This window comes from Sphingobacterium sp. UBA7253 (genome assembly GCF_002472745.1).
GTDB lineage: Bacteria > Bacteroidota > Bacteroidia > Sphingobacteriales > Sphingobacteriaceae > Sphingobacterium > Sphingobacterium siyangense.
This window is the reverse complement of record NZ_DKSP01000115.1, coordinates 30,251-45,691: the sequence shown is the minus strand read 5'-3', so window position 1 is coordinate 45,691 and position 15,441 is coordinate 30,251. Positions and strand designations below refer to the sequence as shown.

Annotated in this window: 13 protein-coding genes; 3 read left to right on the top strand and 10 right to left on the bottom strand. The window is 38.8% G+C overall.

Annotated elements, in window-relative coordinates; genetic code table 11:
* Nucleotides 1-46 precede the first annotated feature (46 nt).
* From B2X72_RS11365 to B2X72_RS11340, 6 genes are all read right to left on the bottom strand, one after another.
* Nucleotides 47-613: an OmpH family outer membrane protein gene (locus B2X72_RS11365; protein WP_145329989.1), complete on the bottom strand. Its 567-nt coding sequence runs from the start codon at nucleotides 611-613 to the stop codon at nucleotides 47-49.
* Between the two features lie 103 nt (nucleotides 614-716).
* A complete protein-coding gene (locus tag B2X72_RS11360; protein ID WP_046671928.1) occupies nucleotides 717-1,250 on the bottom strand; it encodes an OmpH family outer membrane protein in 534 nt (177 codons plus the stop codon).
* Between the two features lie 423 nt (nucleotides 1,251-1,673).
* Complete coding sequence (bamA, locus tag B2X72_RS11355; RefSeq protein ID WP_286849645.1) at nucleotides 1,674-4,238, bottom strand: outer membrane protein assembly factor BamA; 2,565 nt, start codon at nucleotides 4,236-4,238, stop codon at nucleotides 1,674-1,676.
* Nucleotides 4,239-4,351: 113 nt separating this feature from the next.
* Nucleotides 4,352-5,089: an isoprenyl transferase gene (locus B2X72_RS11350; RefSeq protein ID WP_088163492.1), complete on the bottom strand. Its 738-nt coding sequence runs from the start codon at nucleotides 5,087-5,089 to the stop codon at nucleotides 4,352-4,354.
* A gap of 310 nt (nucleotides 5,090-5,399) precedes the next feature.
* Entirely contained in the window at nucleotides 5,400-6,284 is an 885-nt protein-coding gene (locus B2X72_RS11345) for an NAD kinase (protein ID WP_248933307.1), read from the bottom strand.
* A 46-nt stretch (nucleotides 6,285-6,330) separates the two neighbouring features.
* Nucleotides 6,331-6,993, bottom strand: a complete 663-nt coding sequence (locus B2X72_RS11340) for a CBS domain-containing protein (protein ID WP_075991767.1) — start codon at nucleotides 6,991-6,993, stop codon at nucleotides 6,331-6,333.
* Between the two features lie 252 nt (nucleotides 6,994-7,245).
* Here B2X72_RS11340 and B2X72_RS11335 point away from each other — a divergent pair, with 252 nt between their 5' ends.
* Together B2X72_RS11335 and B2X72_RS11330 are read left to right on the top strand one after the other, a co-directional pair.
* Complete coding sequence (locus tag B2X72_RS11335; protein WP_070569211.1) at nucleotides 7,246-8,079, top strand: 1-acyl-sn-glycerol-3-phosphate acyltransferase; 834 nt, start codon at nucleotides 7,246-7,248, stop codon at nucleotides 8,077-8,079.
* 5 nt (nucleotides 8,080-8,084) lie between these two features.
* A complete protein-coding gene (locus tag B2X72_RS11330) occupies nucleotides 8,085-9,044 on the top strand; it encodes a GNAT family N-acetyltransferase (protein WP_075991769.1) in 960 nt (319 codons plus the stop codon).
* 61 nt (nucleotides 9,045-9,105) lie between these two features.
* Here the strand turns inward: B2X72_RS11330 and B2X72_RS11325 are convergent, their stop codons facing one another.
* Genes B2X72_RS11325 through B2X72_RS11315 form a run of 3 tightly spaced genes read right to left on the bottom strand, consistent with a single transcriptional unit; the run spans nucleotide 9,106 to nucleotide 12,969 of the window.
* Complete coding sequence (locus B2X72_RS11325) at nucleotides 9,106-9,846, bottom strand: MIP/aquaporin family protein (RefSeq protein WP_286732577.1); 741 nt, start codon at nucleotides 9,844-9,846, stop codon at nucleotides 9,106-9,108.
* Nucleotides 9,847-9,855: 9 nt separating this feature from the next.
* Nucleotides 9,856-11,355: a glycerol kinase GlpK gene (gene glpK, locus B2X72_RS11320; protein ID WP_286849643.1), complete on the bottom strand. Its 1,500-nt coding sequence runs from the start codon at nucleotides 11,353-11,355 to the stop codon at nucleotides 9,856-9,858.
* 36 nt (nucleotides 11,356-11,391) lie between these two features.
* The gene (locus B2X72_RS11315; protein ID WP_286849642.1) at nucleotides 11,392-12,969 is read right to left on the bottom strand and encodes a glycerol-3-phosphate dehydrogenase/oxidase; all 1,578 of its coding nucleotides are present in this window, start codon (nucleotides 12,967-12,969) and stop codon (nucleotides 11,392-11,394) included.
* Between the two features lie 451 nt (nucleotides 12,970-13,420).
* On the opposite strand from B2X72_RS11315, the gene B2X72_RS11310 reads away from it, so the two are divergent.
* Nucleotides 13,421-13,927, top strand: a complete 507-nt coding sequence (locus B2X72_RS11310) for a thioredoxin family protein (RefSeq protein WP_286732571.1) — start codon at nucleotides 13,421-13,423, stop codon at nucleotides 13,925-13,927.
* Nucleotides 13,928-14,462: 535 nt separating this feature from the next.
* On the opposite strand, the gene B2X72_RS11305 is transcribed toward B2X72_RS11310, so the two are convergent.
* Nucleotides 14,463-15,441, bottom strand: a 979-nt coding sequence (locus tag B2X72_RS11305; RefSeq protein ID WP_286849641.1) for an arginine decarboxylase, incomplete at its 5' end; no start/stop codon positions are given.

Here is a 15,441-nt window from a genome sequence, read left to right as displayed (position 1 = left end):
GATTATCGATATCGATAATCCCTTTTTTATTGCCTTGTCTACTAGCTTATTTTCTTGCTGGAGCAGCAGGAGTAGCTGTAGCTGAAATACCTAATTTCGTTTTTACTGCAGCAGTTAAGTCTTCTCCACCTTGGAAATAAGGAATATTTGTACTAGAAATATCAAATACATAAGCCATGCCTTTTTCTTTAGAAACAGCATTTACAGCTTCACCAACTTTTCTGTGTATAGGTGCAATTAATTCTTCTTCTTTTTTGTTTAAGTCTTCTTGAGCAGCTTGTTGTGCTGTCTGAATACGCGCTTGGATATCTTGTAATTCTTGACCTATTTTGTTGATTTCTGGATCAACAGTTTCTTTATTTGCTTCACTTCTGTTACGCAATTTATCGTTTGCATCTTTTTGTTTTGTTTGATAGATGGTAACCATATCTTGAATTTCTTTGGTTTTACCATCGCTCAATGTTTTCAACTGCCCTTCAGCTGCTTTAAATTCAGATGTAGACTGAATAATTTCAGCAAAATTGATATGACCAATTTTTTGCTGCGCATTTGCGAATTGAGTTGAGAAAAATACTGCCACTAAAGCAACCGCACCCTTTAATAAATTTTTCATGCTTTTCATTTTAATCTAATGAGCCATCTTTATGGCAATCTTTTAGTTTTCTAATTAATTACTACTATTACTATTTGTGTCCACAATGATAATAAACTCCCGCTTAGTTTGCAAGACTCGGATTGGGTTTATATCCTAATTTTGTAATGACATCATTACTTTTATTCAATTTTGGATTGGCATAGAGAAAAGTAGACTCATTGCCCTTGTCCATAATAAAATCAATTCCCTGCGCCGAAGCAACATCTTGGATAGCTTTTGCTACACGGTCTTGAATAGGTTTCATCAATTGAGTACGTCTTTTAAAGAGGTCGCCTTCAAATCCAAACTTTTGTTTTTGATAGTCTTTTACTTCTTTTTCTCTTGTCACGATTTCATCCTCACGGCGACGACGCATATCTTCATTTAATAAGACCTGGTCCTTTTGATAAGCCTGATATAGTTTTTCAATCTCAGCATATTTCTGATCCACTTCTTCCTGCCATTGCTTAGAAAGGTCATCTAACTGTTTCTGTGCAGTCGTATATTCAGGAATATGTTTTAGGATATATTCTGAATCAGCATATGCAAGTTGTTGGGCAAATGTTGCTGTAGCACTCACGACTACAAAAGCTATAACTAACAATATTTTTTTCATATTTCCTGTAAGTTTTTATAGACTATACTTTTATTATTTAACACTAATTTACCTTATGACTTCGGATAATCCCAAAAGTTTAATTCGAGAAAACCGCTCTACGTAAATTTACGGCTCAAAAATAAGAAAAAAGAAGCAATCTAACAGATATTTCTCGGGTTTAACACTATTTAACTTGTTGAAGAATGCTCCAATGCTAGTTGCCTGGGTGCTGTTTATGGCTTCTTTTTTTCGGTGATCATAACGACACTCAATATAAGAAAATTTATAAGATATATAGGGTGATTTGGCATTTAATCCGATCGGGTGGAAATGAAAGAAAAATACATGATTTACTGGAAAATAATCTTAAAACAAAAAAGCTATCTACAATTTCTTGCGATAGCTTTTTATTTTATTTCGACAGGATTGGATCAACAAAGATTAGAATCCACCCATATTTTGCATAATACTAAATGTAAAGTTTTGTTTCCATGTACTGCTCGGTAAACCCGGGATAGGGTCGAATGCATGGCCGTAATCTATTCCTAGCATACCGAAGATCGGTAAGAAGATACGGGCACCAACACCTGCAGAACGACGTACTTTAAATGGATTGTATTCAGTGAACTTGTTCCAGGTATTTGCCGCTTCAGCGAAAGCCAATACGTAAACTGTTGCCTGATCATTTAACATCACCGGGTGACGTAATTCCATTTGATATTTCGTATAGATTGGACTACCTGAATTTCGTGCCACATTCACATTTTGTGTTCCTTCAGGAATGATTACACCATTTGCATAACCACGTAACGCAACAATTTCAGATCCTTGTAGGTAATCAAACCCTTGCATACCATCCCCACCGACTTTGAAACGCTCGAAAGTTGATATTTCAGTTTTGCTGGAGTATTTACCCAAGAAACCAAATTGAGCTTGTGCTTTGAAAACAAGTTTTCCCGCAATTTTTGCATACCACTGCGAGTCAAATTTCCATTTGTGGTACTCTGTCCAACGGTAGCGTTCCTGAGCCGAACCATTTTTATAATCAATGTTGTTGAACAATGAATATGGAGGCGTCAATTGCACCGAGAATTTGATGTTTGAACCCGAAGTAGGATAGATAGGAGCATCGATCGAATTACGGCTAAACTCTTGCGTCAAGTTGATGTTATAGGCTGTACCATTATCAAATAGGAAGTAATTTCCATAATTCTGAAGCTTATAACGTTGGAATGACAAGGAAGTATTTGCCTGGAACCAGTTGTCTGGCCATTGTAAGCGTTTACCTAATGTTGCGGTAATACCAGTCATCCAAATACGGTTCAACTCGGAATCCTTAACAATTTGCTCGCCAGTATAGTAGTTAAACCCACCATATGATGAACTCGAAGTATAGGCGCTCAAACCAAAATAAATTGGTTTTTTACCACCTAACCAAGGCTCGGAGAAAGAGAAACTATACGATTGATAACGTTTACCCGAAGTTTGACCACGGACACTCAACTTCTGTCCATCTCCACGTGGTAGCGGTTTCCAGGAACTTTTGTCAAAGAAATTGCTGGTAGAGAAGTTGTTAAATGTTAAACCTAAGGTACCGATGATCTGACCGGCACCATAACCACCCGAAAGTTCGACCTGATCCGAAGGTTTCTCAGTAACATTATAAACAATGTCCACTGTACCATCCGCATAATTTAGATTTGTCGGTACTGGGTTTGTCTTTTGCTCATCAAAATTTCCCAACTGCGCAATCTCACGCACACTGCGCATAATTTGTTCTTTTGAGAATTTTTGACCAGGTTTTGTATAAATAGAACGTAATACAACACGGTCGTTGGTTACATCATTACCTTTAACAATAACGTTATTGATGGTATATTGAGCACCTTCATATACACGTAAATTCAAATCGATGGTATCGTTGTAAATACGCGTTTGTTCGGGGTCTACTGAGAACGTAAGATAACCATCGTTCATATAGATTGAAGAGATGTCATCACTATTTTTTGTAGGACCCATCAATTTTGCTGTTAATTTTTCTTCCGAAAAAACATCACCACGTTTGATACCTAAAATTTTATTTAGTAAGGTGTCAGAATACTTCGCATTACCTGTCCAAACAATATTACCTACATAATATTTAGGACCTTCATAGATGTCAAAATTAACCAACACATTTTTTTCACCCTCGCGAATAACCGTATCTTTCAAGAGCGTCGCATCACGATAGCCTTTGGCTGCCATTTTCTTGATTAGGTTTTCTTTACCTTCTTTGTATTTTTCTTCCTTGAATTTTCCAGGACCGAAAATACGGTACCACATTTTTTGCTTGATAGGTTTGGCCATTTTTCTCAATTCTTTTTGAGAAAAATGTTCATTCCCTGTAAAAGTCATTTTTTTGACTCTTACCTTATGTTTTTTATCCACATCGGCAATAAGTATTTCATTATTAGCCTGTGCCGAGTCTTTCACTGTTTTTAGGGTGATCTCCGGATATAAAAAAGCTTTTTCTTTTAAGAACCGTTGGATTGTACCACGTGTGGTGTTCATCAAGTTTTCGTTGACAATCTTACCAGTGTTGCTATTTAAACGTTTGCGAACTTCTTCGGTCTGGCTTTTACTTAGACCGTTGATATCAATACGAGTTAAACGAGGACGTTCTACTACACGGATGGTCAAAAATATATTTTCACCTTCAATTTTATCTGCCCATAATTCGACATCATCAAAGAGGCCTTGAGCCATCATATCCTTCACTACTTTTGCAGTCGCCTCACTTGGAACTTCCAAATATTGACCTACTGACAATTTAGAGATCGTAATTAATACATTTTTATCTAAAAATTGTGTTCCAGTTATATCAATAGCACTAATTACATAGTTTTTAGGATTGAGATAGCTGATTTTTTCTGGGTCATTTAAATTGAAAGCACCTTTGTCTTGTCCGTAGACAAGCTGCATTGATGAGAGACCAAAAAATAGTATTACGGGTAGTATACGCTTCATTTATCTATAATTATTGGCGCTAAAGTACACCAATCGTTTGTTAATTTTTGTTAATTAAGAAAATTTAACCAGCTTGCTTTTTTTCAAATCAGTGGTCAAATTTAATAAAATCTTTATAACTGTTCACTTGTTTTTCCAAACCTTCTTTCGCGTTGCTGATAATCGACGATGGATTTAAATAAATCTTCTTTCGTAAACTCAGGCCACATCTTATCTAGGAAGCATAATTCTGAATAGGCAATTTGCCAAAGTAGGAAGTTACTTATTCTCAATTCTCCGCTGGTACGTATCAGAAGGTCAGGATCGGGTAGATTTTGTGTATAGAGGTTTGCAGCGAATAATTCATCGTTAATTTCGTCTGCATGGAGTTTTCCATCTTTTACTTGTTGGGCTAGATTTCGGGCAGCGTCCACAATTTCTTGTCGGGAACTGTAGCTCAAAGCCAATGTCAATGTACAGTGTGTATTTTCTTTCGTTGCTTCAATGGTTTCCTGCAGCTTTCTTTGTGCATTTGAGGGTAATTTGGTGATATCACCAATAACATTCAAGCGGACGCCATTCTCCTGAAAAGTTTTGATTTCTTTTTTAAGGGAAGTAACCAATAGTTCCATCAGTGCCATCACCTCAAGTTTAGGTCGATTCCAGTTTTCTGCAGAAAATGCATAAAGTGTCAGAAATTTAATATTGGCTTTTACACATCCTTCTAATGCTTCTCGTACCGCTTTTACACCATTTTGATGCCCAAATACACGAAGTTTCCCCTTCTGCTTTGCCCAACGGCCATTGCCATCCATGATGATGGCTATATGCTGTGGCAATTTAATAGTATCTATCTGATCTAAAAAACTCATTTTTGCTGTTTTCAATAAAATTAACACCTTAGCCATAAATGCTATTTTGGCGTTTTAAAACCTATTTTTGGTTTCCTGTATTGCTATCAATGATTATTGTTTGTTTAACGCACTTTTCATTGATTAATTATTGCACCTGGATTTCTATTATGGATATTCTTATTCCGTCTTCCTTTATTTCTTCCAAATATCGATTTTTAATTGGAAATTCAGAAGTACAATATGTAGAAAGATTGTTTGAAACATCTTCATCTAGCAGATTATCTCTTTTCCTGCGTGCAAAGCGAGGCTGTGCGAAGCTATTAATATCCTAATAGTTTCTGACATCGATACCCCAAAGTAATTTTTCCCGCAGCGTGCTGAAAAAGCTTTCATGCGGGAGCCTAATGAGATTAATAGTAAATGGAGCCTGTTTAATGGTTAATTTTACAGATGTATCAATGGATTCGTTTTTGGAATCACAGCTAAGGATGTATTGATTGCTTCGACTCTCTATTTCCAATTCAAGGGTAAACTGATTTGAGATGACAATGGGTCTCACATTGAGGTTGTGCGGAGAGATGGGGGTAATGACAAAATTGCCGCTTTCTGGCATAATAATAGGTCCGCCGCAACTCAATGAATAGGCTGTGGATCCGGTAGGTGTAGCGATAATTAGTCCATCTGCCCAGTATGAATTCAGTAGTTCGCCATTGATGCGTGCATTGACCGTAATCATGGCCGAGCTGTCATAACGAAATACGGTAATATCATTGAGCGCATAGTGATTGCCTTGGAACAAATTAACCTGTTCAGATTCAACAGAGAGCAACACGCGCTTCTGTATCGTAAAACGTTGGTTCAGTATAGCGTCGATAGCATCTTCAAAATCATTTTTATTGATGGAAGCTAAAAAACCGAGGCGTCCAAAGTTTATCCCTGCAATTGGAATTCCGGAGTCTTTAATCAAGGAAACAGCAGATAACATGGTTCCATCTCCGCCCAGACTCAACATAATGTCAATATCGTCTTTGATTTCTTGATAGGTATTGTATGTTGAGAAATTAAAGGCACATTCAAATTGTGACAGCAGAAATTCATGAAATGGATCATAGACCCAGATCTCAATATTTTTATCGACAAGATATTCAAATAAGTGTTTCACATGTGGTATAACAGAGGGCTGAAACTCTCTTCCATATATTGCGATTCTCATATTGTTTTCAATTTATGGGGCAAAGATGAGAAAAAACTAATCCTAATCAAATGTTAATATAATTCATAAGCTGCTGATAACGGTCGGCAGTGTCGTCAAATGCAGCTATGGTATTATGGGTTTCAAGAACTAAATAGTTGTGTCTTAGGAATGAATTCAGTAATGCATTAATGTTTGACTTGTCGACTTTAAGGGTAACTTCAATATGGTCACTTTCCAAATTTATTTTGGTCGCACAATTAAGTATTCTGCAATTGTCACTTTCAACAAGGTGCGCAATCTGTGAAAGTGAAAAATCATGTAAGCCAATTGCCAACACAATAATAGCCCCAGATTCATTTTGCGATTGAATTGAACTTATTGCCTTTAATATATCTAATTGCGTTGACACACCAATATATTTGTTGTCTTGATCTAAAACAGGAATGATTGTACTATTATATACAGTTATCATCACCAAGGCATCGTAGGGGTGTTGATTAAACTTCAGCTGTATGGGGGCTGTATTTATTTTTATGGATGAAAGGGGAGCGTCTTCATCTTCCGCATCCAATAAGATGGTTTCATTAACCAGGCCAATATAGTCGTCACCATTTAAAACGACTAATTCTTTACAAAGCATATCTTGCAGCTTCTCTAGCGCTTGTTGTATTGAATCAGCATTTTGAATACTGAAATCAGCATTTGAAAGAAATTGACTTATTAGCATACTCAAACTTAATAAAAAAAGTAGGTGAAAAGAAATTTTACAGATCAGATTTATGCTTAATTCATTGATTGCTTGTAATACCTAAAATACGAAGAACAGCGAAAGATTACATAATTGCAAATAAGTACAATTTTAAAGTTTAAAATTGTACTTTTATTACCATTCTGTTATTATTTTTGTCAACGAATTGGAATAGGCATAAAACGGGGCCTAAATGGAGGAGAAGTATTTTTAATTGGAACAGTAAGATTGATGATCACAAGCGAGAGTAAAAAGTTTATTGATATACGTGAAGTTATTCACAAAAAAAATGCGGGGCTTGCTAAATGGATTCCGTCTTTTTTACTTAATTATTTAAAAAGGACAATTCATGAGGACGAGATAAATGATATTATGACGCGCTTTGCAGATCTTCAAGGCTTGGATTTTGTTGATGCATTGATCAACGATCTGGATGTCAAGGTCAATTTGTATGGGGCAGAAAATATCCCCGTATCGGATCCGGTTATTTTTGCGTCCAATCACCCTTTGGGCGGATTGGATGGTATTGCATTTATGCACGCTATAGGTAAATATAGGCGCGATGTGAAGTTCTTGGTTAATGATATTCTTTTAAATATAGGTAATTTGAGACCTTTGTTTGTCGGTGTCAATAAGTTAGGGGGGCAAGGGAAACAGGCGATCTCTGCGATTGAGGAGGCCTATGGAGCGGACGATGCGCTACTGGTATTTCCTGCAGGTTTGGTTTCCAGAAAACAAAACGATGGTCGTATAGAAGACCTCGAATGGAAAAAAAGTTTTATTAGCAAATCAAAAAAATATAAAAAAGATGTCATTCCGGTGTTGATTGACGGTAAAAACTCTAAGTTTTTTTATAATTTTGCAAGGCTTAGACAGAAATTGGGTCTCAAGGTAAACATTGAAATGTTATATTTACCTGATGAAATGTTTGCCCAACGCGGACATACCGTCAATATTATAGTAGGAGAAAGAATCCCTTATACAGCGTTTGATCAATCAAAAAACGAAAAAACTTGGGCTGAGGAAGTGAAAAGAAGGGTTTATGGATTGGCTCAAGAAAAATAGAATTTATGCAAGAAATTATACCTCCAGTTGATAGAGAATTATTGAAGACCGAATTGAATAAAGACGTCTTCTTACGATATACCAACAATGGAAATAACGAGATATATTTAATCAACTATCATAATTCGCCAAATGTCATGCGTGAAATTGGGCGTTTGCGAGAGTTGACTTTTCGTGGAGCAGGGGGAGGTACAGGACTTTCAATTGATATCGATGAAAATGATACATGCGAAGATTGTTACGATCAGTTGATCGCATGGAATCCCGAAGATGAAGAAGTGGTTGCCGGTTATAGGGTAATCAAATGTGCTGAGGCTGGTGAAGTAAATGGTATACCCAATTTATCAACAGCACATTATTTTCAGTTTTCCGAATTGTTCACGAACGAATATCTACCTTACACCATAGAATTAGGAAGATCGTTTGTACAGCCTAAATACCAACCAGCCATCGACAATAGAAAAGGAATTTTTTCTTTGGACAATCTTTGGGACGGTTTAGGGGCTTTGGTGATGCTTAACCCTGAAATTAAATACCTCTTTGGTAAAGTGACCATGTATCCACATTACAATAAAGATGCACGGGATATGTTGCTTTATTTTATGGATTACTATTTTCCTGATCATGATAAATTGGTGCTTCCTCTTCCGGAATTGGAAATCAAAAATGATTACGAACGTTTTGTAGGCGTGTTTGATGGACTGGATTATAAAGAAGGATATAAGGTGTTAAATAGTCATGTGAGAGCATTGGGCGAGAATATTCCACCGTTGATAAATACATATATGAACCTATCGCCTACGATGAAATCATTTGGCACTGCGCGTAATGACGAGTTTGGTACGGTAGAAGAAAAAGGTATACTGATTGTAATTGATGACGTGTATCCTGTGAAAAAGGAACGTCATATGAATACGTTTGATCGGGATCGTGAATACGGTCATAGAAAACCCAAACGTGGATAACAAAATAAAGGGGAATTCAATTATTGAATCCCCCTTTATTTTGTAGGTACAGCGACCTTGATTAGGCCGGTTTTATACAGGTATAAAGTGCAAAGGCTAAAATAGCGCCCAAGACAGGTCCTAGGATTGGAATCCAGGCATAAGACCAGTCGGAGCTTCCTTTTCCTTTGATTGGCCAAAGGGCATGAAATAAGCGCGGCCCCAAATCCCGGGCAGGATTGATGGCATATCCCGTAGTTCCACCTAGCGAGAGGCCGATGGCCCATACGAGAAATGCAACGGGTATAGCACCAAGAGAGCCCATGCCAATAGGAGCTGTTTTTCCGTCGATGGTCACATCTTGTCCTGTTATGAAGAAAATAACAAAAATCAAAACAAAGGTTCCAATGATTTCACTTGCCAGATTTGTTGACGTATTTCGGATGTTGGGTATCGTAGCGAAAACACCAAGTTTGGTGGTTGGGTCTGCTGTTGCATCGAAATGGTCTTTGTGCATGATGTAGGTTAACATGGCGCCACAGAAACCACCGGCAATTTGCGCGAGAATATAGCCAGGTACTTCCATCCAGGGAAGACCATGATTGAGAGCGACGGCAATGGTTACCGCAGGATTGAGGTGGGCTCCGGTATAGGGGCCAGCAAATACAACACCGACATAAACTGCAAGTGCCCATGCGGTGGTGATTACAATCCAGCCACCATTTTCTCCCTTTGTTCCTTTCAAGATAACGTTGGCCACAACCCCATTGCCTAAAAGAAGGAGGAGGGTTGTGCCGATAAATTCTGCTAAATAATGGTTCATGCTTGTTGGTTAGTTTTCGGTCCAGTACTGTAATGCTTTGACACCCTTGGTCCAGAGCTTAATGATTTTTTTTGTTTGCTCTTCTTGCTCTGCTTCAGGTTCAAATATACGATCCTGTGCCCAAAACTTTGATATCTCATCCTTATTTTTCCAGAATCCCACGGCCAGTCCTGCGAGGTATGCTGCCCCCAAAGCTGTAGTTTCTGTGATTTTAGGGCGTACAACTTTGCTGTTAAGCACATTGGCCTGAATCTGCATGAGTAGGTTATTTGCCGTTGCACCGCCATCTACACGTAGTTCTTTGATCGGTATGCCACTATCTGCTTCCATTGCTTGCAGTACATCACGTGTCTGGAGGGAGATTGCCTCTAGTGAGGCGCGTGCTATATGTCCATTGGTGGTCGCGCGCGTCAGACCAAATAGCGTCCCTTGTGCACGAGCATTCCAGTACGGCGCTCCCAGTCCAGCAAAGGTAGGGATGAATGTGAGGCCGCCGTTATCCTTCTCTGTAAGTGCTAATTGCTCTACGTCCGCTGATTTGTAGATGATGTTGAGATTGTCGCGTAGCCATTGGACCAGTGCGCCACCGATAAAGATGCTTCCCTCCAGGGCATATTCTGTTTTCCCGTTGATTTTCCAGGCGACAGTAGTTAAAAGGTTATTCTTTGAACGGATTGGTTTATCACCGATGTTCATTAACATAAAACATCCAGTGCCGTACGTGTTTTTGACCATCCCTTTTTCAATACATTGCTGTCCGAAAAGTGCTGCCTGCTGATCGCCGGCAATTCCTGCAATCTTGACTTTGTGTGCAAAAATGGTTGTCCGGGATTCCCCATATATTTCACTGCTTTCTTTTACTTCGGGCAGCATGGCAGCGGGGATGTCAAATAATTCGAGTAGCTCCTTGTCCCATTCCATGCTATGGATGTTAAAGAGTAAGGTGCGGGAAGCGTTCGTTACATCTGTGATGTGTGCATCGCCACGCGTGAGGTTCCAGACGAGCCAAGTGTCAATAGTTCCACAGATTAATTCCCCGTTTTGTGCTTTTTCCCGTGCACCCTCCACGTTATCCAGAATCCATTTTATTTTGGTCGCAGAAAAATAGGGGTCTAATATCAGGCCTGTTTTCTCCTGGATCAGCTCATGTTTTCCGGAGCTGCGTAACTCGTCGCAATAATCTGCGGTGCGTTTATCTTGCCATACAATGGCATTGTAGATGGGTTTTCCTGTTTCTTTGTCCCAAACAACCACAGTTTCGCGTTGATTGGTAATACCAATGGCGGCAATATTTTTGCCGTTTAATCCTGCCTTTGTGGTTGCTTCTGCTGTGACACCTGCCTGCGTTGACCAGATTTCATGTGGATCATGTTCGACCCATCCCGGTTGTGGGAATATTTGTGTAAATTCCTTCTGGGCAATGGAGACTATATTTCTGTCCTTATCAAAAATTATAGCTCTGGAGCTGGTGGTGCCTTGATCCATCGCCAAGATGTATTGTTGTTCCATAATTGAGTAATTGAGTATTGCTGGTTATTTTTTGTATTACTTTAAGATATAATTTTTTGCAACTTTTTGAAAATGCGCTATTTGATCATTTTGCCAATCTTGATCTTTTTCCAGCTCCTGTGCGAGTATTTTTGCGACTTCAGGAGCGGCTTCAATTGCAGCTTTCGCATCAAGAAATAGCATTCTTACCCGACGCGATAGGACATCTTCCACAGTTCTGGCAAGTTCATTGCGTGCTGCCCAAACAACTTCAGCCTTTTTGAATTCAAGATGTGCTATTAATTTTTCGTTCCATTCCGGATTTTCCTGCGTCAATGCGTTGATCGCTTCTTGGTCGGCGCCATAAATATACATATGATTGCTTCTGTCTGATGTCGGAATGGCGCTATAAATCTTTTGACTGGCAGACCGGCTTTCTTTTTGTGGCAAACAACCAATTTTTATCGCTTTGTCGATGGTATCTTGGCCCATTCGACGGAATGTTGTCCACTTTCCACCCGTTAAAGTAAGTAATTTGGAGTCGCTGACGATAACCTTGTGGCTTCGTGAGATCTCTTTGGTTTTGTTGGAGTTGCCTGTAGGGGCTGCCAGCGGACGTAGGCCGGCGAATACGGCCAATGCATCCGCTCTTGTTGGTTGTTTTGTCAGGTAGCGTCCCGCAGTTTTCAGAATAAAATCAATCTCCTGCTCCAAAGCTACCGGCTCAAGGCTATGCTCGTCTATAGGGGTGTCCGTTGTTCCCGCAATGACTCGATTGTGCCAGGGTACCAGGAAAAGGACCCGTCCATCATCCGTTTTTGGAATCATAATGGCATCGTCGCCAGGAAGAAAGGATTTATCAAATACCAGGTGAACCCCTTGGCTGGGACGTACCATTTGTTTTGCTTCCGGTCTGTCCATTTTTAGGATGTCATCGACAAATATTCCTGTAGCATTGATAACAGCCTTGCCTTGTATGGTGAAAACTTCACCCGTTTCGGTGTCATTAGCGATGACACCATTTATTCGCCCATCGCTATCTTTGGTGAGGTTATTGACTCTTACGTAATTCAGCGCGACGCCGCCCATTTGAATACAGGTTTGCGCAACGTTGAGCGCAAGTCTTGAATCGTCAAATTGTCCGTCTTGATAAACCACGCCGCCATATAGCCCTTTAGGTCTAACGGTGCTTATGCGGTTAAGGGTTTCTTCTTTGTTGATATGAATGGATTTTCCCAAACTTAATTTACCTGCCAGCAGGTCATATATTTTCATTCCTATGGTATAGAATGGGCCATCGAACCAACTGTAATTGGGGATGATAAAGGATTGATTTTTGACAAGATGGGGAGCGTTTTTTTGAAGTAAACCTCTTTCGTGAAGCGCTTCTTTAACCAGGGAGATGTCGCCCTGAGCCAAGTAACGTACACCGCCGTGAACAAGCTTTGTTGCCTTGCTCGAAGTCCCTTTTGCAAAATCAACCTGCTCCAACAAGATTGTTTTGAACCCTCGGCTTAAGGCATCTAATGCAACACCCAATCCGCTGGCGCCGCCACCTATGACGATAACATCCCATGCGCTCGTATCTCTTATTTTTTCTATCAGTTTTGACCTTTTGAATTCTTGGTGTTTCATTTTGTTTCGTTTTGGATTTTTGTAGTGAATCTTCTGTACTTGTTTTACTACTTCCTTTATACTAAGTTATGCTATATTTGTTGAATTTTAAAGGAAATTAAATAATATTTATGTTAAGGTAAGGTGTTTGTTTTTGTTTTGTTTTGTTTTTATTTTAGCAAAAGGAAGCCTTCCTAGTTTTTACCAGTGACAGGATATGGCGTATCAACAGGTTGTTTTTTTACTTCTCCACAATGGAGTTGTCTTTAATAATGACTACATTCTGATCGCTTAAGCTGATGTGTGTACGACTTAATCGCGTTTTTATAAACCCCGCTGAAATAAGGTCTGTTGTGATCTTGGGTGTTTTTTTTCATGGTCAATAGCTATATAATGTTTAACCATAATATGCTGCTTATGTTTTGGTTTGGGAAAATGATTTTGTAATTTTAGATCACTATTTAATTTATTTATGATGAGAAATATAAGATTATTACTGTGTGGAGCTATCGTGTTTTTTGGGACGGTACTCGTACAGTCCAAAGCGTTCTCACAGCAGCTTGCTACAGCTCAGGATGTTTCAAAGCCTTACAATCCAGACGCTAATGCGCAGAATGATATTGATCAACTATTGGTTCAGGCAAAGAAAGAAAAGAAAAATATCATCATCCAGGCTGGTGGGAATTGGTGTGTCTGGTGTTTAAGGTTTAATGATTATATCCATAATACGGCGAGTGTCGACAAGTTGTTAAAGAGTCATTTCCTCTATTATCACCTCAATTATTCAAAAGAGAATAAAAATGAGGCTGTGTTTCAAAAGTATGCTCCTGAAGGGAATAAACTAGGTTATCCATTTTTTATTGTTTTGGATAGAAATGGAAAAACATTGCATGTACAGGAAAGTGGCAGCCTGGAAAAAGGGAAAGGCTATGATGAAGAAAAAGTGCTTAATTTCTTTAAAGCTTGGGTCGCAAAATAAAAATTACCGACTATCATATTGCTATTCTGCACTAAATTAACAATAGTGCGTAAATAAAACAAAAGCCCCTTTTAAGTGGCTTTTGTTTTGATGTAATAAATTGGAAGATCGGATAAGGGTTTAATCCCGTAAAACTTAGCATTTCTTTGTACAGCAAGTCGGGAAAGATTGGTGATCAGCATACTAAATTATCCGAATTTCCGCATAAGCTTAATCGGAATTAACAGGTGTTTTATACGCATTCATCCGAATGAGGTCCCTATGAAGTCCCTATTAGGTACGGATAAAGTCCGTGTTATTTTTAAATTTAATTCAAGGCTTACCTTCGTTGTTTCCAGTGACGGATATCGGGTTGTGTCTATGACTTTGGTGTTCGAATTTGATTTAATCCAGCTAGTCAGTTATAGGATCGACTGAAAATAAAAAGGTCTCGTTCTTACGATCGAGACCTTTTTATATGGGCTTAAAACCATTCTTTTTCTACAAGGATATTTTATTCCGCAATTAAAAAGAGGTCTTGCTCCTGTAGAATATCTTATTGATAGCCTAATAATTTCATGACTTGTTTGGAGTTTTGCTCCTCACCAAACACCTCGTAGTTGAATGTTTCATCTCTATTGCGGCGTACAAGCACATGTTTGGGTGAAGGAAGTAAGCAGTGGTGGATTCCACCATATCCGCTTAATACATCTTGATATGCTCCTGTATGAAAGAAGCCCAAGTATTGCACCTTACGGGTCTTCGGCATAAATACCGAGTTCATGTGCGCCTCCTGATTGTAGTAATCCTGTCCATCGCATGTGATTCCACCTAAATTGACGCGTTCATATTCTGAATCCCAGTTATTGATCGGCAATAGAATATATTTTTGGTTCAATGCCCATACATCCGGTAGATTTGTAATGAATGAACCGTCAATCATAAACCAACGTTCGCGATCGTTTTGTTGCTTGCGTCCCAAGACTTTATAGAGAATACCTGATGCTTCAGCAACAGTATATTTGCCAAATTCAGTAATAATATCTGGTTCCATTACCTCATGGTGCGCACAGATTTGTTTGATACGATTGACAATCTCATTGACCATATACTCGTAATCAAAGTCGTGTACCAGTGAATCCTTAAATGGCATTCCACCACCGATATCTAGGGTATCTAAATCCGGATTTACTTTCTTGAATTTACAATATAAAGTAACGTATTTCTCTAATTCGTTCCAGTAATACGGGGTGTCCGAGATACCCGAATTAATGAAAAAGTGAAGTAACTTTACTTTAAAGTTTGGATTGTCGGCGATCTTGTTGTTATAGAATTCAACGACGTCTTCTTGGCGAATCCCTAGGCGAGATGTATAGAATTGAGAATCTGGCTGCTCCTCGGAAGCAACACGGATACCTAAAGCACAAGGCTCATCCAATTCGATTTCATCATCATAAAGGTTAAACTCCTCTTTGTTATCCAGTACCGGTATAATGTTTTTATATCCGTCGTGGATCATATCGACAATATATTGT